This window comes from Nocardia sp. NPDC050175 (assembly GCF_044459885.1).
Classification (GTDB): Bacteria; Actinomycetota; Actinomycetes; order Mycobacteriales; family Mycobacteriaceae; genus Nocardia.
Map to the genome: position 1 here is coordinate 818756 of NZ_JBITJI010000002.1, position 21763 is coordinate 840518.

A 21763-nucleotide genomic window follows, 5' to 3' on the forward strand; every position below is an offset into this window, starting at 1 on the left:
AGCACCTCGCCGCTCGGCGATCTGTGCCAGGATTGGCGGGGGCGGCTACCTCTTCGGCACGGCCGCCGTTTCGGTGCGCAGATTGAGGAGATTTCCGCGACGTGACCAGTCCAGACGACCAGGCTCCGGACCAAAGGCCGCGCGACGAGTCGGCTCCGGAACCCCTGCGATCCGGCGAGACAACCGCTGCCCAAACGGCTTTCATGCGGCGGTTCCTGGCATCGCCCGGCGCACAAGACGGTATCGCCGAGCCAGTTGATCACGAACCCGGTGCCGTCGACGACCAGGAACCCGACGTCGGCTTCACCCTCGCCGGCGCGCCGTCCACCCCGCCGCCGGTCGAGGATCCGGCCGAGCTCGCCACCGCGATCAGCCATCAGATCGTCAGGCAGTTGGCGGCCGACGGCCCGGCAGGCTGGCAGCGATTGGAGGCGGTCTTCGCGGTGACCGTCGCGGCCGAGGTGTCGCTCGCCGTTTTCACCGACGACGAGGACCGCATGGCGCGGGCATACCCGACGGAGGAAGTGCTGGCGTTGGTCCGTCAGCACCGGCACGTGTCGGCGCAACTCAGCGACGGGCCGTGGTGGCGCTACCTGATGACGTTGACCAGCAGCGGTCAGGTCGAGGTCGATTACGACTACGGCGAGGAGCCGTTCCCGGACGAGCAACTCTTCGCACCGGAGATCTATCGCGCCGACCTCGAGATGTACCCGCGGGACAACCTGCCGGTGTGGCTGGCGGCCTACATCGGCCACGCCGATCGGCAGTCGCGGACGCCGCAGGAGGCCGCGGTCCAGGCGCGGGCCGATCGGGACGCGGGCAGGCGGGGGGTGCTGGCGGCCACCGACTTTCCCGCGTTCCCGCTGCTGGCGGCCCGCTGGGCGGTGATCGCGGCGGGGTTCGTCGCGGCCGGATCGCCGCTGGGACCGCGAGTTCTGCCCGCCCTCAGCTGGTTCGAAGGTTCCAGGCGCAGCGGCTCCACGCTGTACTCGGTGCCGGGTGGCCGGGCCGTGTTGTCCGGCGGGGTATGGAACGCACCGGAATTGGACGCGGTCTACAACCGCGGCGTGCCGATGCCCGACTTCTACGCGGGCGCGCCGGAGTGGGTGGCCAATCCGGTGCTGAATTCGCGTGCGGCCAGTGGCCTGCTGTCATTCTGCTACTGGTGGGAGGGCGGCAACTGGTATCGCGGTAACTCACCGATCGCCGACGAACTGAGCGACGCGGTGCCGGGCATGTGGTCGCCGGATTCCGTGGTCGATATCGTGTCCGGCCTGATCGCGGATGCGCCGAGCCCGCGCCAGCGCCAGGCCGTCGCGAATCTGGTGTCCGCAGCGGAAATCGGTGTGGTCACCCGGTCCACCCTCGTCGATGTGTTCGGCGAAGACGGCTCCTTCGATATCGACGGCGCCCTCTACCAGCTCACCATGGCCGGTGTGACGATGACGGTGCCGGAGCCGATGCCGCAGGAGGACGCGATCGCCAGGGTGCGGCAATTCATCCTGGACAGCGAGATGGACACCTCCCGGTATCCGGTGGACGGCCTGCGTGCGGATCGGATCAGCATCGGGTGGATGGTCTACGTGCCGACCGCGCCGGGGGAGATCGCGATCGGCCGGGCGCTGTTCTACATCGCGGACGATGGTGTGCTGGAACAGTCGTCGTCCTCGGTGGCGCCGTCGCTCTACATCGCCGAGTTCGAGCAGCGCTTCCAGCGGCGACATGGCCAGGTAGACGCTTGATTGCGGGCCCGATGCCCCCAGGACTGGGGTGTTCCATTGGAGTGGTCCACCACTAGCGTTGGTGTTACGGTTTATTGACTGACGGCGGAGATCGGGTGAACTGATCATGAACTCCGCCAATGATTTCAGGTTCGAGCCGGGGGTTGGCTGCCCTCGCACTGCGGGAAAGGGTGCATTGTGGCGGACGAGAAATTCGAGTTCCACCCGGATGAATTCCGTACTGCCGCGGGCAAGACCGCCCATGTCGGTGACCGGATCACCGACGTGGTAAACAACTTGAAGACGACGATTGCCGGTCGCGGTGCCCCATGGGGCGACGACAAGATGGGCAAACAGTTCTCGGACGGCCCCGGCGGCAACGACGGTTACCAGTCGTCGAAGAAGAACCTCGTCGACGGCACCACCGGTATGGCAGTCAGCTTCAATGACGTGGCCGCCAACCAGCGCAAGGTTGCCGACCAGTTGCAGCACGACCTCGACGAGCGCAATGGCGAAAGCTTCACCAAGTGAGTAAGGGTCGGTAGCCGTGGCACACGATTTTTCTCGGGGAGACGTCGCCGACCTGATGGAAGAGGTGCAATCGCAACTCCATTCCATCGCGCGATTGCAGCAACAACGCGTTGCGCTGGTCGGCAAGGCGACGGTGCGCGGTGGCCGGGTGACCGTCGTGGTCAATGCGGACGGAGCCGTTATCGAGACCAAGTTCGGTCGCGGCATCGAGGATTTGGAATACGCGGAATTGGCGCGGGCCGTCACCCAGGCGGCGCAAGAGGCCATCGCGGATGTGCGCCGCCAATCGCAGGAACTGCTCGCGCCTTTCCAGCAGGAGCGGGCGCGCCTGCCGAAACTGTCGGATCTGGTCGAGGGCATGCCGGACCTGAGCGGCCAAATGCCCGCGCAGACGTACGCGCCGATGAGTAAACCCGATTCGCTGGAGCGGGCTATCACTGCCGGAACCGACAGCGCCGCCATGACATTCGACAATGTCGAGTCGCTCGACACTGTGAAGTCCCGGGAGCGTGGGGTCACCGATTCCGGTTGGTGATCTAGATGGACTTGTGGGACGGGCTCCTCGAGACCCTCGGGTGGGTCGCCGGTAGCGACTGGCCCGAGGGCTCGGAAACCGGCATGCGGGATCTGGCCGGTGATTGGCGCAAGGCCGCCGAAGAGCTGCGCGGCATCATGGCCGACATCAACACGGCGAAGTCCGCCGCGCTCAAGGCATACCCGTCCGGTGCGGCGCGCGATGAGATCGCGGGCGCCTTCGACAAGATGCGCGATGGCACCGGTGCCAGCGGGGACGAGGCGAACAACAACCTCCAGAAGCTCGCGGAGTTCTTCGACAAGATCGGTGAATCCGCGGATGGCGTCGGTACCGAAATCGAGTACGCCAAGTGGATGATGTGGTCCTCACTGGGCCTGCTGGCGATCGAACTCGCTGCGGCGTGGCTGTTTCCGCCCACCGCACCCGCCGTGGAACTGACCGCCATCGCCGCGACCCGGGTGACGATCCGGATGATCGCCCGGCAAGGGCTGATGGCTGTCCTCAAGCACGTCCTCAAGCTGGCCATCACCAAGGGCGTCAAGTTCCTCTTCAAGCACGTCGCGCTCGACCTGGCGCTCGGCACCATCCAGGACTTGGGCATCCAGTGGATCCAGAAGGAACAGGGCCACCGCAAGGACATCGACTGGAACCAGGTCGGGATGACCGCGCTGTCCTCGGGGGCGGGCGCACTCGGCGGCGCTGGGGCGGGCCATGGGCTCGGACACCTTTTGAAGGGTGCCCATTTGGGCCCCGGCATGAAGGGCGCGATCACCGGCCTCGGCGCGGGCTTCGCCGGGTCGATCGCCGGGTACGCACCGCAATTCGCGATGGATCTCGCGCACGGCGGCTGGGATCAAGTGGCCAAGAACTTCGACCCGCGCATGATTACCGCCGGCCTGTCGAACGGCGCGATGTCGGGCGGGAACAAGGCGCGGGCCACCAAGTTCCACTTCGACCGGATGGGCGCGCCGATCGGTGTCGGGCCGACGAACGGGGCTCGGATCGGCGGCCTCGGCCCCGAAGGCCTTGGTACGCATAGCAACGGCGGCCCGGACATGCGTCCGGCCGGCACCAATGGTGCGAGCACGACGCACGACGGTGGGGTCGGCCAGGGCGAACACGGCGGCACGGGTGGTGACCGGACCGGCGGAGACAACGTCGGCGGTGGGACCAACAATCGCAGCAATAGTTCGGGTGACGGGTCGTCCACGCGGACCGACGACACCTCGCAGGGTGGCGACTCGTCCCGCACGGGCGACTCGGAGCGGACCTACAGCACCGACAGCGACCGGCCGCAGGACGGTGGTTCGGAAAGCCGTGGTGCCGATGGTGGTCAGCAGCAGGGTGGTTCGGAAAGTCGTGGCACCGATGGTGGTCAGCAGCAGGGTGGTTCGGAGAGCCGCGGGACCGACGGCGGCCAACAGCACAACGGCGCATCCGAAAGCCGTGGCAGTTCGCCCGAGCAGCACGCGGGAGCCGAACCGAGCGGTAGCGGCGCGGATCACAGCCGGGCGGGTATTGCCGACGGTGGCACCACGCACGATGGCGACGCGGGCACCGGTGCCGATCGGTCGGTGACACCGCAGCATGCCGGTGCGGATCCGGGAAGTGCTGCGGCAACACATCATTCGGGTGATGCGGGGCGCGTCGGTGACGGTGCGACGGCGCGGCCCGGCGCTGATGGCGCGACAGCCCGGCCCGGCGGTGACGGTGCGGCACCACGGCACAGCGGTGACGGTGCGGCGCCTCGGCAGGCAGGCGATGCGGCGGCGCGGCCCGGTGGTGCGGAGCCGACGCGTGGCGGCGAGACCCGCCCGCAGTCGGGCTCCGAACCACGCGCAGGCGACTCGCGAGCCGGATCGCCGGACGCCAAGCCGAGCGCCGATCGTCCTCGGGGCGAATCGCGCGCGGGCGTCTCGGATTCGAATCCCGCTCGGGCAGGGAAGGATTCGACTCCCGGTGTCCGCGCGGAGTCGAGCGGCTCCGAGGCGCCCCGTGCGCCGGAACGTACGGCAGGCGCGGCGGACGAGCATGCACAGGTACACCCTGATTCGGAAGAAAACGCACGGCCGCACCAGGATTCGGATGAGAATGCACGGCCGCACCAGGACGCCGACGGCTCGGAAGCCAGAAGCAAGCCGGAAGCCGGTGTGCCACAACAGGATAGGCCGCACGCCGGTGGCGAGCCACACGCCAGGGACGAAGCGGGCCGCCCGCGCGCGAACGACTCTCGGCCGGTCGGCGACGCCCCGGACCGGGCGGGCGACGCCGATCCCGCGCGGCGCAGCGACCACGGTGACGACTCCCAGAGCCGTCAGCATCATGACGATGTAGGGATCGTCCCGGTCGTGGATGCGGGCGCGGGCGCCCATCCGCGGCAGTCGGGAGCCGACGGCACACCGCGTCAGCACGGCGCCGACGGCGACGCCGCGACGCCGCGACAGGACGGCGACGCCGACAGCAAGCGACCGCTCGAGCCCGACGATCCGAATCGCGGCAAGTGTGGCGAGCTCTCACTGCGGGAACTCCGCGACCAGTTCGGCGATTCGATCCGGCTGCCGGAGCGGACAATTGGTGCCGACGGCATGACCTCGCGGGAACTGGTCGGTGCCGCGGGCGGGCAGTTGCGCGAGTTCGCGGGCGGCCACGAGGCGATCGAGCGGCGGCTGCTCGAGATGGGCGACGGTGCCAGGGCGCTGGTTGTCGACACCTACAAGGGACCGCGCGACGAGCACGGCGTCGGCGCGCACGCGTACCTGATGGTGAACGAGGGCGGCAAGATCAAGGTGCACGACCCCGGCATGGGGGCCGACCACGGCTTCCCGCCGCGGACACCGAAGGAACTGCACAGCGCCAGTGCGATCATGTTCAAGCCGGACGGCACGCCGGTCGACAAGGTGCCGAGCCACATTCGGGACGAACTGCTTGCCCCGCAGCGTGACCTCGCCGATGCGGGACGGATCGGTAATCTGCCCGGCCAGCACCACGATTTCTTCCCGGCGGATCGGCCGGTGCCGCAGGGTATGCAGCGCGGCGCGGACGGACTGTTGCGCCAACCCAATGACCCGCCGCAGGTCTACCGCACGCCCGACGGCGTCTGGCATCACGTCGACGATGCGGCGGGCACGTTCCGTGACAAGGGCTTCAACCTGACCGACGGCCACCGATGGATCAAAGACCATCTTTCGGGCAAAGACCTGGCGTTCAAGGCCGAGATCGCCGAGGAAGGCGACTATCCGGTCAAAGATCCTGATGCGCTGAAAGCCTTGGCCGACGAGTCCGCAGAACGGATCAGGCTGGGCAAGCTCCGCGCTGATGCTTACGATTTGCTCAAGCCGCACATGGACGAGTTCAACGTCCGGGGCAAAGAGAACAAACTCGATGTCAATAAGCTGAGTGAGCGGAACCTCAAGGACACGGTTTCCGAGATCAAAGAGGAGATCAGGAAGCAGGCGCGACTCCCGGAAAGCGATCCCCGGCATCTGACACCCGAGCAGAAAGCCGACAAGGTCACGCGTCTGTACGAAATGGTGGACAACGCGAAAGAATACAATCTCCGCGGCAAGGAGATGGTGGCGAGTTCCAAGCGGCTCGGCGAGTTGGGTGCTACCGCATACGGTTTCGACCCGGATCTGCATCCCGGCGCGGTGCAGATCACCCCCTTCGAGGGTGCGTTCGACGGCAACAACTCCGTGGACATCGCGGTTTTCATTCCTCGCGACGGCGACACCCCGGCCAGGCTGGTGGTGATCGAGGCCAAGGGTGTCGGCTCGGACCTGGGAGCTGCGACGACTCCCGCGGGCCGAGCGCAGCAGGGCTCGCCGGAGTACCTGCGCCGCACGCTCGCCATCGACGAGAATCTCCGGACGATTCTGACCGAACCCGAAGCGGCTCTGCTCGCGCGGCCAGAAGGCCCGGCGCTGCTGGACATTCGTAAACAACTGCTGGAAGCGCACCACGACGGCACGTTGGATTTCGAATACCACAAGGTGCACGTCGACATAGACGGTAAAGCGGATTTCGCGAAGTTCAAGCTCGACCGTAATGGTGTGCGGGTGCCGATGCACGATATCGGTGGCGTCGTATCCAGAGACAGTCTGCAACCGCAGCATCAGCCCGCCGCGGCCACGCCGGATGCCGGCGCTCCCGATCCCGCAGGGAACGGCCCGACCCAGCACGCACCGGATAACCCGGTCACGCATCCGGATGATCGCCGCGGTCGCTGCGGTGAATTGTCCTTGCAAGAGTTGCGGGCGTTGTACGGCGAGGACCATGTCCGGCTGCCCGAACGCCCGATCGGCCCGGATGGCATGACCCCGGAGGAACTGCAGCTGGCCGCGGGCGGGCACCTGCAGCCGACCACCCACGCGGACACGCACCAGCGACTGCTCGACCTCGGCGACGGCTCGTCGGCGCTGATGGTCGACACGTATTCGGGTGCCCGGGACGCGTACGGCGTAGGCGCCCACGCCTATCTCCTGGTGAACCAGGGTGGCGAGATCATCGTTCGCGACCTCGGTGCCGGACTGGCCGATCACCGCTATCCGCCGCAGGTTTCGCCGAACATGAGCGGTTCGCACGCCATCGTGTTCGACGGGCAGGGGCGTCCCGAACATTCGCTGAACGCCGCGGATCGGGCGCGGTTGACCGCCGATGCCGGAGCGCCTACGAATTCCGGCGACCGATCCCGGGTCGGTCAGCCCTTCGACGGGCGGCCGCACGACGACGGCAACCTTCCGCACAACGAAGACACCGACGACCTGATCGCCCGGCCGAAACACGAGGACGCGGAGCTGCCGCCCCGCGTGCAGGTCGAGGAGGCCGAAGCACTGCGCAGGCTCTCCGACCAGTACCCGCAGGACGCGGCGCTGCGGGTGGAAGCCGATCGGGCGGCCGACCGGGTGCGCGAACTCGCCGATAAGGGCCTGATTCCCGAGGAAGATGGCTCGGGAATCAGGAAACCGCTCGATACGCCGAACACTGATGATCCGGTCACTCGGCCGATCGACCATCCCGAGTCCGAGGGTGCCCCGCGGCAACAGCCAGCCGACAGCGCCGGTCCGAACAGGACGCCGGAATCGCCGACGCATCCCGAGTCCGAACGTGCCCCGCGGCAGCAACCTTCGGACAGCGCGGGTCCGAACAGGACGCCGGAATCACCGACTCATCCGGAGTCCGAACGTGCTCCGCGGCAGCAACCTTCGGACAGCGCGGGTCCGAACAGGACGCCGGAATCACCGACTCATCCGGAGTCCGAACGCGCTCCGCACGAACGGCCCACCGATAGCGCGGGTCCGAACAAGACGCCCGAATCGCCGACCGACCCCGGCGACGGCCGTTCGCGGGATGTGCATCCGGCGGATGCCTCTCGGCCACAAGAACATCCGGCGTCCGAGCCGCGTCCACGTCCGGGCGAGCAGGACAAGCCGCTGCCCGACTCCCACCTGCCGCGCGAGCGCGAATCGGCCTCGCACATGTTGCCGCCGCGTCGTCCGGCGACGGATCCGGTCCACGCAATGGATGGCAGCGTCCCGCATGACGGTGCACAGCCGGATCCGCACATCGTCGACAAGTGGACGCCGCTGGACGCGGCACAGGTCGGCGAGGAGTTGGCCAGAGAGACCGGACTGAAGGTCTACGGGTTCGACATGCCCGGTTTCGACGCCGAGGTGGCGCGCGAGATCGCCAGGGGCGTCGTCGAAATGCGGGCCAAGTACCCGCACGTCGTCCTCGGTGGCGTCGGCGTCGGCAGGTTCCCGAGCGGGAACCTTGCGGAGTTGATTCCGGGCCGCCACCCGGAGACCGGGGTGCGGTACGCGCAGTCGATCAAGTTCAATCAGGAAATTGTCGGCAGCCTCGACCTGTTCCGGAGCAAGGTCCAGGCGGGCGTTGATCTCGGACGGTTCGATCAGTCCGCCACCACCCGTGCTATCTACAAAATGCTGCTGCACGAATTCGGCCACGCGGTGGACTTCCACGGACAGCGCACCGCGCTCCGACCGCTGCACCCGAACGATCCGCACTCGCTGACCTATACCGACAAGGTCCTGCAGGATCACTACCGGCACAAAGCCGAGCTGGACCCGGCGCTCCCCAATACCAGTGCGGGATACCGCAACTGGCTGAAGCAGCTCGGCCCGTACAGCTTCGACGAACACGGTGTCTTCCGGCCGGGCGAAGCCGTCGCCGACGCCTTCCGCGACGTAGAACTGCACGGCGACCGGGCGAGCGAGCCCGCACAGGTCCTGCACAAGATGCTGACCGACTTGGCGAAATTGGGACCCGAGGTGCTGGCCCCACGGCTGCAGGGCCTCGACGGTGTGCCGCATCCGGCGGACGAGCCCGCCAGGATGGCGGTCGACCCACCGCACGATCCCGACGCCGCCGGGAACGACAACGGCGGCCGACACGAGAGCACCGCGGACTGGGCCGACCGCATGCGCGCCGAGACCGCCGAATGGACGGCGCGGATGGCCGCCGAGCACGCCGCGGCCATGCGGCAGCTCGCGGATACCGGACCGGCGGACTGGGCCACCCAGATGCGGGCCGACCATGCCGAATGGCGGGCGCGAATGTTGGCGCTGCGGGCCGAGTTCGCCCGCGACATCGCCGACGGCGTGCTGCCGCGACCGGTGGCGGAGGTGCCGCAGGAGGAGGCGGGCAAACATCGCACTCCGGAGGGCGAAGTCTCGCATCCGGGTGATGTGAAGGTGGCTCCGCGCGAGGATTCGTCCGCGCAGCCCGAGCCTGACGGGGCAGGCGGCGGCAAGAAGCCGCCGGAATCGCCACCGCGCGTTGGTGATCCGGGTGAAGATGGCGCGAACGATCGTGATCGGCAGCCCGGTGATGGCACTCCGCCGCATGAATCCGACGGCACCCCGCCGCATGAATCCGATGGCACGCCGCCGCATGAGCCCGATGGCACGCCGCAGCATGAAACTGACGGCACGCCGCCGCATGAGTCCGATGGCACCCCGCGACCCGAGGACGTGTTCGACGCGCGTCAGCACGAGCTGAATGCCGAGCGCGACCGTGCCGTCGCCGAGCGGGACGCACTACAGCAGCAGCGCGATCAGCTGGCAGGCCGCCTGCGCGTCTCGTCGGAAAACGACTGGGCGGCACTGCATTCCGATCACCTTGCGCAAACCCTGGAAGAGTTGCGCGGACGCACCATGGAGGTGCGTACCGAGATGCCGCGCGAGCACGCGCGCATCGATGAGCTCGAGCAGCTGGCCAACCGGATCGCCGACGCGAACAACGACATCGCCAGGATCGATCGTGACCTGGCATCGCTGGACGCCGAGCGTGCGGCCGCGCGCCTCGAGACCCCCGAGGGCGAATACGCCCGCTTGCTCGAGGAACGGCGCGCGCTGGACCATGAGCGCGAATTCGCCAGGGCGCAGCGCGATGAGCTCGCCGGATACCTCGGGTTCAAGGATCTGACCGGGCCCGCGTTCGAGCGCCGCATGCTCGAGCTCTACGACGAGGCGCAAACGCGGCGGACCCGGATCCCCGGCAACCTGGACTCCCCGGAACGGATTGTCCGGGAACAGCTCAGTGGGTCGGAGCGCGATGCGCATCTGCGTGATATGCGCAAACTGGGTGAGGCCATGCGGGAATGCGAGCGTCTCGACGCGGCCATTGCCGAGAAGGACGGACGCCTCGCGCAACTGCGGGACGAGGGTGTCGTCGGCGAGCGCCCGCGCTCCGGCGATATTTCCAGCGTCCTCGATCGGATGGCCGCCGAGCACGCCGACCTGCTGCGTGAGGTCGAGGCGCGGCGGCCGGTGATGGAGGAGCTGGCCCGGCGGCTCGGGATTCCGCTCTCGGAGCTCGGCCCGCGGCCACGTGATGTGGCAACGGCGCTGGAATGGCTTCGGTCGCGGACGATGCGGGCGGACACCGGCGAGCAGGTCGAGCGCCACGCCGTGTTCGATGCGCTGGAAGCCGCCGCGGTCGACGTGGTCGTCGGCGAACACACCATGGGCAAGCTGCGCGACGAGATGGCCCGGCTCAACGATCTGTGGCGAGATCTCGTCAAGGCCGAGAGCAACGACGGCTGGATGGTCAACGACCGGGTCGGCATCATCCCTGGTGAGCGTCCGCGCATCATCGTGTTCGGTCCGCGCGCGGAATTCGAGCCGTCGCGCACCGGCCACGACGACGCGCTTGCGCACGCCATCCGCACGGAACCCGCTGTGGCACAGGCGATGATGCGGCAACCGCGGATCGAATACCGGCGGATAGTCGTCGAGCCCGACGGCACGGTGCGGCAGGTGCAGATGGGTGGTCCACCCGTCGAGCGCACTGCCACCGGATGGATCAACGGCGACCCCGGCATGTTGGTAGTGCGCTGGCAAGATTCGGACGGTCACTGGCACGCCGTCGATCCGAGCGTGCCGAACCGGCAAACCAATCGCGGTCCCAAAGCGCCCGAGAAATACGACCCGGGCAATCCGGATTGGTGGGGCGGCCTCTCCGACTACATCAACGACCTGGCAACGCCGTTCGCCGATATCCCGCCGGGACATATCGCGAAGAACATGCTCGAACTCAACCCGATGAACGTGGAGACCCGATACTTCGACAACGGCATGCCGGCCGACGACATCGTCAGCCTGCATCTCGGTGGCGATATCGCTTCTATTCAACGGAATATCCGTACCTTGTTCATGGCGATCGACCATCCGGCGGTCCGCGATTGGATCCATCGGCATCCGGCGATCGGCGACTGGGTGCTGGCGCGTCCGTGGCTGAAGCGGTTTTTCCCGGTCGGCACCATGTGGTCGTCGTTCCAGTGGCACCGGCCGCCGGAGACCAACTTTCAGCCGATGTACCGCACCTGGGAGCCGGCCGAGCATGCCAGGACCGATATTCCGGAATGGCTGCGGCCCGCGATCGATCAGGATGTCGCGAACTGGCGACGGGTCCAGGAGTGGGCAGACGGCGAATACGACAGGTTCCGCGCCGACGATCAGCTCGCCGACCGCATGGTCGAACCGCTTGCCGAGTACCGGCAGGAGCAGATGCGGGTCGGCGCACAGGATTTGGTCGATCGCATCCGCAAGGAACTGGTCGATCCGCACCGCGGTGTCGACCCGGGCCCCGGTGTCGACCGGCAGGTGCAGCGGATCAATGAAGCCATCAACCGGATCGCCGACGATTCCTTCGACCACTTCGCCACCGATGATCGGGTCGCGATCAGGCACACGGTCGCCGATATCCGGCAACGCCTGCTCGACCTCAAAAACGAGCACGGCATCACCGACGCCGACATCACCCGGATCGTCGACGAGCTGACCCCCGGTATGCGTCCGCTGCCGCCGAAGATCGCAGAACACTCGTGGCCCGATCCCTTCCCGGAACGCCCGCAACCCGACGGCGCCCCGCCGCGGGCCGAATTCCCGGCTTTCACCAGGGACCAGATTCAGCAGATCCTGAATCATCTGCTGACCGACGAGCACCCGGCCGCCGATTACGCCGATCCCTATGGCACGCCTCGGACGCGGCGGATGGATCAGCTCGCCGATGTGGCCGAGGCGCTCAACCGGATCGTGGACGGTAATCCACTGCCCGCCGACGTGGTCCTCATGCTCGACGCACTCGCCGAATCCAACTTCTTGCGTACTCCCGCGCCGCCCAACGAGCGCTGGACCTGGCATGACGCGAACGCGCACGCGGTCGCCGAGGGCTTCCACTGGGACGCGAACCGCCCGCCGCTGACCGGTGACCGCGCGGGCATTCCGTACGCGCCGGAACCGCTCGCCGCACCGGAGCCGTTCCTGCCGCGTGATCGCTTCGAGCTGCAGCTGTCCGACGCCAGACAGCGTTGGGAGGCCAGCTCGGCCGCGCTGCTCGAGGCGGTACGGCTGGCCGGGATCGATCCCGAGAGACTGTTCGGCGCAGTCGATCCCGCCGACCGGCTGGCCAATCTGTGGACGCAGCAACCGGATGCGGCCGGTCGCCAGCGGATCGATGATGTGTCGCGCGCGTTGCGTGACTTCGACGAGGCGGGCGCGGAGGTCACCCGCCTCGAACAGCGCATCGAGCAGCACGACGTCAACCTCGATCGCGCCCGTGCGGTGACGCGTGGCGAGAATCCGGAACTGCCTGCGTCGGAAAGGGATTCGACCGATCCCGCGCAGGCCGCGGAAGCCGAGCGGCAGCGAAGAGAAGCCGAAGAGCAAAGGGTTGCCGAGGAGCAACAAGAAGCCGAGCGGCAGCGAAGCTACGCCGAGGCGGATGCGCGGCATCGGAGCAACGAGATCGATCGGCTGGAGCAGGCGAAGGCCGACGCGGTGCGTGCCAGGGACGAGGCTGCGGAACAGCTGCGACAGGCGCGCGATCAGACTGAGGCCGAGGACGCGTTCGAGCGGCATCGTTACGCGGAACGTGATGCGGCCGAGCGCGATCAGCAGCTCACCGATCAACTGCGGAAAGACACGTTGCACCAAGCGGGCGCGGAACCACTCGATGGCGTGCCGCAGATCGGCATCGTTCCGGGTGACCCGCCCCAGGCGGTGGTCGTGGTGCGCGGCGAGTCGACGGACCCGACCACGCTGATCGAGCGGGCTGCGGCGCAGCACCCGGAGCTCGCCGATCTCGTCGGGCCGAACCGCGACAACGTCACCGTCTTCCGCCTCATCCCCGGCGAAGATGGTCGCACCGAGGTGCACCGGACCGATCCACCGGAAGATCCCGCGCAGTCCGCTGAAGCCTTGCAGCGCCAGCAAAGCTATGAAGAGGCGTATGCGCGGCATCGGAGCAACGAGATTGATCGCCTGGAGCGCGCGAAGGCCGAAGCCGTGCGTATCCGGGATGAGGCTGACGAGCAGCTGCGACAGGCGCGTGATCAGGCCGAGGCCGAGGATGCGTTCGAGCAGCAGAAGCATGCCGTGCGCGATGTGGCCGAGGCGGATCGACAGCTGACAGATCAGCTGCGGAAAGACACGTTGTACGACGCTGGTGCGGAGCCGCTCGACGGGGTGCCGCAGATCGGCATCGTCCCGGGTGATCCGCCGCAGGCGGTGGTTGTGGTGCGCGGTGCGTCAGCAGACCCGATCACCCTGATCGAGCGGGCCTCGGCACTGCACCCCGAGCTTGCTGATCTGGTCGGGCCGAACCACGACAACATCGTCGTATTCCGCCTTGTCCCTGGGGAAGACGGTCGCACCGAGGTGCACCGAACCGATCCGCCGGACGCGCCACCGCTGGCTGCGCCCCGTCCTGAACCCGACGCGCCCAGCGATGGTGGCGGCGCGAAGAAGCCGCCCACCGGCGAGGCCCCGGAACCGGGTGAGGTGGAGAACAGTCCGGTAGCGGATGATGCTGCGGCACAGATCAAGTCGGGCGAGGACCCGAGCGCGGCGGACAAGCCTGCGAACGAGGCGAACAAGCCTGTCACCGAGCGGAACGAGCCTGTCAACGAGGCGGACAAGCCCGCGAGCGAAGCGAATAGGACTGAGGGCGAGGCGGATAAGCCGAGCGAGCCAGCAACGCCTGTGCGCGAGCCTGCTGAGGACGGCGCAGCGAACAAGCCGGAGTCGCGCAGCGCGGGCGACGAGGGTAGTGCCGACAGCCACCGTGTGCCCGAGGGCGTAGCGGACGCCTATGCGGACGCAGTGGCCCGGCGCGATGAGCTGGGTGCGCGGCTGCGGGAACTGGGCGAGCAAATGCGGTACCAGTTCTCCGAGGGAGCGTTCGATCCGGCCAACATCGAGGCGACGACGCGCAAGCTGCGCGAGATCGCCATGATCGGCGACGATTTCGACCGTGGCGACGAGATCCTTCGTCTCGCACCGGAGCTCCTCGCTGCGGATGCGCGCGTCCGTGAACTCGATGGTGCCGCACCGGAACTGACGCCAGCCCCGCAGGGCGGTGACCCAGGTGATCCGAGCAGTCCGGGTGATCCAGGTGACCCGGGCAGTGCTCCCCGTCCACCGGCAGGCGAGCAGGCCGGGCAGTGGTCGACAGTGGGTGAGCCGCGCCCTTACGAACCATCCACCCGGACACCAGAATTCGAGGCGCTGGTCGACCAGATCGCGGCGGCCGCCGACAACGGCCAGCGCCTGCTCGACCAGGCGCGCACCACGCTGCGCGGACTCGGTGTGAATCCGGACGGCCTGAATGCCCGCGAGCTGGAGCAAGCGGCTAGAGAAGCTTCGGACACCGCCGAGGCCAGGGTCGCGGAACTCCAAGCCCAACAGCATGTTCCGTCTGAAGAGATGGTGCAGTACTTCGACGATCTGCACGCGGCGCAGCAGCACTACGGCGAGGTCGCTCGGGTGACCGGTGAGGTGACGCGGACGCTGGGTCAGTATCACGAGTCGGTGCGGACCAAGCACGAACTGCGGGCCGAGGCGGCCAGGGTGATCGCGCGCGACGTGCTCGCGTCGGAGGGGCAGCCGCTGCCCAAGGCTGAGGGTGTCGCCGTGCTGCCGGGCGAGGCACAGCGGTTGCTGGTGGCTTCACCGTTCCGGGCGCCGGACCACATCATCGAACCAGGCTTGCGCGCGCGGCTGGCCGAACAGGGTGTCGAGGTCGTCTACCGGCAGGTGCTGGTCGATGATCAGGGGCAGGTGTCCGTCGTCGATCTGGTGCCGCCCAGCGGTCCGGATCCCGCAGGTGGACCGATTCATTCGGCGACCCCACCCGCGCCCGGTGGTGGCACACCGGCACGGACGGGTTCGTCGGATGACGGTTCCGGAGCGAACAAGGCGCCGGGCGAGGAACCTCGCCAGGACAACGGATCGCGCCCCGGTGACGTGAAAGTCGAGGAGACGCCAGAAGTTTCGGCGCCCAAGCCCGAGGCAGGTGGCGACGACGGTGGTCAGAAGCCGCCGCGAACACCGACGCCGCCGATGGCAGGCGATCCCGGTGACGGTGATTCCGGTGGCGGCGGTCACCGTCCACCGGAGGGCGGCCCCGCCGACGAGCCGAGCGAAACGAACTCGGACGCTGCTGCTCTCGCGCAAGCGGTGGCTCGGGTGGAAGCGGCGCCGGAGTCCGGCGAAGTGGTCCGGGTCGAGGTGCTCAGCGAGGGCGCGCTGCTGATGGCCGAGCGGGTCGAGCTGATCACCCTCGACGACGGCACCCAGCTGATCCGCAAGACGCTCAGCAATGTCCGGCACGCCGACGCGGAAGTACTTGCGGCAGAGGTCGGTCGCGCCGTCGGTGCCGGCGTGCCGCACATCGTGCGTGCCAGCGACAACGTGATCTACATGCAGTTCATGCCAGGCGATTGGGCCAGCGCGCAGCACCCCGGCGCGTGGAGCCCGCAGCAGACCGGGTTGACCGAGACGCCGGGCGGCGTTCGCCTCGGCCTGCTGGACACGCTGATCCGGATGCCGGATCGCGGCATGACGAACTGGCTGGTCACCGCGGACGGACTCATCAGCGGCATCGATCACAGCCTCGCGTTCGGCAACGGCAAACGCCCGGATGCCGAGACCAGCAGCGGGTTCGCCCATCACTTCCTCGAGCGCGGCCCCGACGGTGCGGTGCGGTGGCGTCAGCACGAGCTGAGCGCGGCCGAGCTGGCCGAGATCCGCGGCCGGATCGAGGCGCTGGCACCGGCCTTCGCCGAGCACCCGGACTGGCATCAGTCCGTCCTCGACCGGTTGACGAAGCTCGAGGAGAACGTGCGGCCGGAGACCGATCCGCCCGCGTCGGACGGATCGCCCGGCAGGCCGGACAAGCCGGGTGACGGTGGGCCAGGACGACCGGCTGAACCACAGGTCCCCGGTGGTCCCGAGCGGCCCGGCGGCTCCGAAAACGGGAGCAGCACAACGAGATCCGAAGGTGCCCCGGAGCCCGGAGGCACGCCTCGGCCCGAGCCGACCCCGCAACCCGACCCGACGCACGAGGCGGATGACGCTCAGCGCCGAGCCGAGCTGACCGAAGCACGGGACCTCGCCATCGAAGACCACGAGGTCGCGCTCCGCAGGCGCAACGAGCTGGCCACCTTCCTCGGCGTGGATCCCTCCGACGATTTCGCGGCGCTCCGGCCGGGCGACAACCTCGCCGACACGCTGCGGGAGTTGCGGCAGCACCGCGTCGAGGGGATGGAGCGGCCGCCGCACGAGGTGCTCCGGATCAAGGAACTGGAGCGGCTGTCCAATCGGGTGCCCGAGGCCGAGGAACAGATCGGGCGGTTGAATGACGAACTGGCCCAACTGGATGCCGACCGCGGCTCCGGCCCGCTGGAAACCAGGGAGGCCGAATACGACCGCCTGCTCGACGAGCGGGCCGCGCGGGCGCGTGAGCGCGAATCCGCCCGCGCGACAAGGGATGAACTCGCCGGCCGGCTGAATGTGACCGAGCTGACCGGCGATGCGTTCGACCGGCGGGTGCTCGAGCTGTACAACGAGTCACGCTCCCGGACCGTGCGGATGCCCGGCAGCCTCGACAGCCCACCCAGGGTCGTGCACGAACCGGTGGCCGGGCCCGAGCGGGAAATGCGCGACCGGGACATCCGCCGACTGGTCCAGGCCGTCGACGAGTTCAACCGGCTCGATCAGCTGGTCGACGGGATCGACGGCAGGCTCGAGGAACTGCACCGGCAGGAGGTGGACCGGGACCGTCCGCTCGCCGATGACGTTGTCGCCGCACTGGATCGGCTGGCGCGCCAGCGGGCCGCCATCCTCCTCGACAGCAGGCCGCGCCGTACGGTGCTGGAGGAGTTGGCGGAGCATTTGGACGTGCCGCTGTCCGATCTAGGCCCCGATCCGCGACAGCTGGCCGAGACGATCGAGCACCACCTGCGGATCGACGACAGCACCAATCCTGAGCGACCACGCATGCTCCAGGAACTCGCGGACGCCGCCGCCGACGTGATCAAGGCCGACGCCGCGATGCGACGCGTGCAAGATCAGATGACGGAAGTCACCGAGCGGTGGCACGAGGTCGTCGCGTGGCGCGATGAGATCGGCGCCGAAGGTGGGCGGATGGCGACCGACCGGGTCGGCATCATCGAGGGCGGCGAGCGCCCCCGGATCGTGGTTTTCGGTCAGCAGCCGGATTCGGCGCGGCCGCGCGGCGGCCACGATGCCGCGCTCGAACATGCGATTCGCACGAATTCCGCTGTCGCGCAGGCGATGTTGCGGCACCCGCAGCTCGAATACCGGCAGACCGCGCCCGGGCAGGAGACCGTGGTCCATTCGGGTCCGCCGGTGGAGCGCACGGCGACGGGCTGGCTCAAGGGCGACCCGGGCATGCTGGTGGTCCGTTGGCGCGACAGTGCCGGGGACTGGCACGCGGTCAACCCGAGCAGGCCCGACTGGTCGACCAATGTGCGCGAGGACGGCACCCGCGCCTCGCGGCGTGAGCTGGACGGCTACAACCCCGGCGATCCGGATTGGTGGGCCGGTCTCGCCGACTACATCAATGACCTGGCAACACCTTTCGCCGATATCCCACCGGGACACATCGCGAAGAACATGCTGCCGATGAACCCGATGAGCGCGCCGGTCGAGTACTTCCAGGACGGTGTCCCGGCCGACGACATCGTCACCATCCACGTCGGTGGTGATTTCTATGCCATCCAGCGGGATATCCGGACCCTGCTCGCGGCGATCGATCACCCGATGGTGCGCGACTGGATCCAGCGACACCCGGCGATCGGCGATTGGGTCAAGGCCAGGCCGTGGCTGCAGAAGCTGCCGCCGTTCGGGACGGTGTGGGCCGGGTTCGACTGGCACAAGCCGCCGGAGACCAATATCCAGCCGATGTACCGGGATTGGGACGAGGGCGAGCACACGCGTCGCTATGACCACGTCGAGATCCCCGACTGGTTGCAGCGGCAGTTCGACCAGGAGATCGCGGACTGGCAGCGGGTCCAGGACTGGGCCGACGGTGAATACGACCGGTTCCGCGCCGATCCCCAATTGGCCGACAAGATCGCCGATCAGCTGGCGCACTACGGCGAAGATCAGCAGGCGGGCGCCGCGCGCAGGCTGATCGACCTGGTCCGCACGGAACTGGTGGACGCCCATCGCGGCATCGACCCGACCCGGCCGGACGTCGCCGAGCAGTTGGCCCGGATCGACCAGCAGATCGATGACCTGGCCGGGCGCACCGTCGGGATGTTCGAAGGCAACGATCGAATCGCGGTGCGCGACACCATCGCCGACATTCGGAACCTGCTGCTCGACGAGCGGAACACCGGTCGCATCACCGACGATCGGCTCAATCGAATGGCCGAGGAACTGGCGCCGCACATGTGGCACGACATCACGGCCGAAGGAGCCGTGCCGCCGCCGCGATTCACCAGGGAGCAGATCCAGCAGGTCATCGATCACCTGATGAACGACGAGCATCTGGTCACCGACTACACCGATCCCAACGGCCAAGTGGTGCGCCAGCGGATGGATCAGCTGGCCGATGTCGCCGAGGCGTTCAATCGTCTGGTGGCGGGCGAGCCGCTGAAGCAGGACATCGTGCTGCTGTACGACGCGCTGGCCGAATCGGAATTCCTGCGCGATCCGGAGAACTGGAAGAAGACTTGGCACGACGCGAACACACACGCGGTCGTGCTCGGCTTCCACTGGGACGCGGACCGGCCGCCACTGACCGGCTGGCGCAAGGACATTCCCTACGCCGCCGCACCGTTGGCCGAGCAGGCACCGTTCCTGCCGCGCGACCGCTACCAGCTCGAATTGTCCGAGGCGCGAGCCGCTTTGGACGCGCGCACCGACGCGCTGCTCGCGCTGGAACAGCAACTCGGTATCGACCCCGCCTGGCTGTTCGGCTCCGATGAGCCCATCGACACCCGATTGGCGGAACTGCGGTCGCAACAGACGGACGCGGACGGCCGACGCCAAGTGGACGACCTGACGCAGGCTTACCGCGACGTCGAGGACGCTGCGGAGAACGTGCTCCGCCGCGAGCAGAACATCGAGCGCCACGACATCGAGCTCGAACAAGCACGTGCGCTGGTACGCGATGGGCAGCGCGAACTCGCCAACCCGGTTGCCGAGACACCGCAGCAACCTGATGCGACGCAACACGATTCGGACGCCCAACCGGATGCTGCCGCTCGACAGGAAGTGGCGGACCTCCGGGAGCGTCTCGAATCGGAGTTGGTGCAGGCCCAGGATCGGCTCGATCGTGCCGAAGCGGCGCGCGCCGAGGCCGCCGCGAGCCTGTCCATCACGATCGAGCCACACGAGCTGCGCTCCGAGTCCGAAATCGAAGCGCGCGCAGAAGATTTGCGCGCACGAACCTTGGACATCACCCAGCAGCAGGCCCGCCTCGACAAGGTCGCCGAACTCGAGCGCGCGGCAAAGGACTACCTGGCCGCCGAAGCCGAAGTGGGTCGCATCGAAGAGGAACTGGCACACGCCGAGACCCGCGCCGAAGAACTGACGCCGCTCGACCCGAACACCAACGACCGAACCCGCCCGAACGAGGCGAACACGAACCAGCAAGAACCGCTTGGCGATTCGACCAGCACGCCGAATCGCGACAGCGACGGCTCCGATCCCGCTGAGCAGTCGGGGGATTCAGGATCGGCGCGGGATCGGACTCGTGAGTCCGATGGTGACTCGGATCGTGATGATTCCGAAGGTGATGATCTGTCCGATGATTCAGGGTCCGCGCGGGATCGGACTCGTGAGTCCGATGGCGACTCCGAGCGCGACGATTCCGAGCAGGACGACTCGTCGGACGAGTCCGACTCGGACTCCGGGACCACTGATGGCGGTTCGAATCGGGATCGCGGCTCTGACAACGGGGACGACGATGGCGGGGATGATCGGTTCCGCGGTGGTGAGCCGAACTCGCCGATGTTCCGTTCGCGCATCCCGCATCCGCCGCATGAGTACGAGTTCGAGTTCCCGCCGGAGGTAGGGCCCCCGCTCAACATTCATGTACCCATGCCGGATCTTCCGGAGCCGCCGCAGCCCCCGCACCCGCCCGTGCCCCCGCACCCGCCGGTTCCGCCGCACCCGCCGGTTCCACCACGGACTCCGGTACCGCCGACAGGGCCGCACACGCCGCGTCCGGTTCCGCCGACCACGCCGACGACTCGGCCGACGCCGCCGACCACTCCTCCGACGACGCCGCCGACGACACCTCCGACGACGCCGCCCACGACGCCGCCGACCACTCCTCCGACGACGACGCCGCCGACGACACCTCCGACGACGCCGCCGACGACGCCGCCGACGACACCTCCGACGACACCTCCAACGACGCCGCCGACGACACCTCCGACGACACCTCCAACGACGCCGCCGACAACTCCTCCAACGATGCCCCCGCCAACGCCACCGACGTTGCCGGATCCGACGCAGCCCCCATCCCCGTCGCAGACGCTTCCCCCATACCCGGGAGAGCCTGGGGCAGCACCATTCCCAGGCCGGCCATCGATTCCGGGCCAACCCGGATACCCGGGCCAGAACGGCCAGAACGGCCACCCGCCGAACCCATGGCCGTCCAACGGCGCACCAGTCGGTGACCAGCAGCAACCGCCGATGGTCCCACCGGCAATGCCGCCGATGGCGGGCCCACCGGCCGGTGCCGCGGGCCAACGCAATGGCGACCGCCGCCGCTGGAACGGCGAGACCCCCACGCCCAGTAGCGAAATCGTCATCCAGCCACTCGACGGCGGCCGCCTGGCCACCTTCGACCCGGAAACCGGCTCTTTGCGCGCGGCCACCACGGCCACCAGCCCGGTCGGCGGCGTACTCGGCTATTTCGGCGACGTCCTCGCCGTCTTCTACCGCAAGGCGGGCCGCCTGACATTGCGCCTGGGCCCCAACGAATTCGACCTCGACGCGCCCGCCGTCGACGTCGGCTGGCAGCACCTCGGTCCGCAGCAAGCCCGCTTCCAGGTGCGCGTCGGCGGCGAACCCGTCGTCGATTTCCCCTACCCGCTCGGGGGCGTCGGTACCGACCTGGGTTTGATGATCCGCGACGTCCTGGCCGACCCGCGACAATGTGCCGGAGTCTTCAACTGAGCCAGACGAGGAGGAAT

4 protein-coding genes are annotated in these 21763 nt (G+C 68.1%); all 4 read left to right on the forward strand.

Going from position 1 to position 21763, the window contains the following annotated elements; translation table 11 throughout:
- Nucleotides 1–101: 101 nt before the first annotated feature.
- The 4 genes from ACIBK2_RS09245 (at nt 102) to ACIBK2_RS09260 (ending at nt 21746) form a co-directional block, all read left to right on the forward strand.
- Entirely contained in the window at nt 102–1742 is a 1641-nt protein-coding gene (locus tag ACIBK2_RS09245; protein WP_396965299.1) for a hypothetical protein, read from the forward strand.
- 177 nt (nt 1743–1919) lie between these two features.
- The gene (locus ACIBK2_RS09250; protein WP_396965301.1) at nt 1920–2252 is read left to right on the forward strand and encodes a hypothetical protein; all 333 of its coding nucleotides are present in this window, start codon (nt 1920–1922) and stop codon (nt 2250–2252) included.
- A gap of 16 nt (nt 2253–2268) precedes the next feature.
- A complete protein-coding gene (locus ACIBK2_RS09255; RefSeq protein WP_396965303.1) occupies nt 2269–2787 on the forward strand; it encodes a YbaB/EbfC family nucleoid-associated protein in 519 nt (172 codons plus the stop codon).
- Nucleotides 2788–2792: 5 nt separating this feature from the next.
- The gene (locus ACIBK2_RS09260) at nt 2793–21746 is read left to right on the forward strand and encodes a hypothetical protein (protein ID WP_396965305.1); all 18954 of its coding nucleotides are present in this window, start codon (nt 2793–2795) and stop codon (nt 21744–21746) included.
- Nucleotides 21747–21763 lie beyond the last annotated feature (17 nt).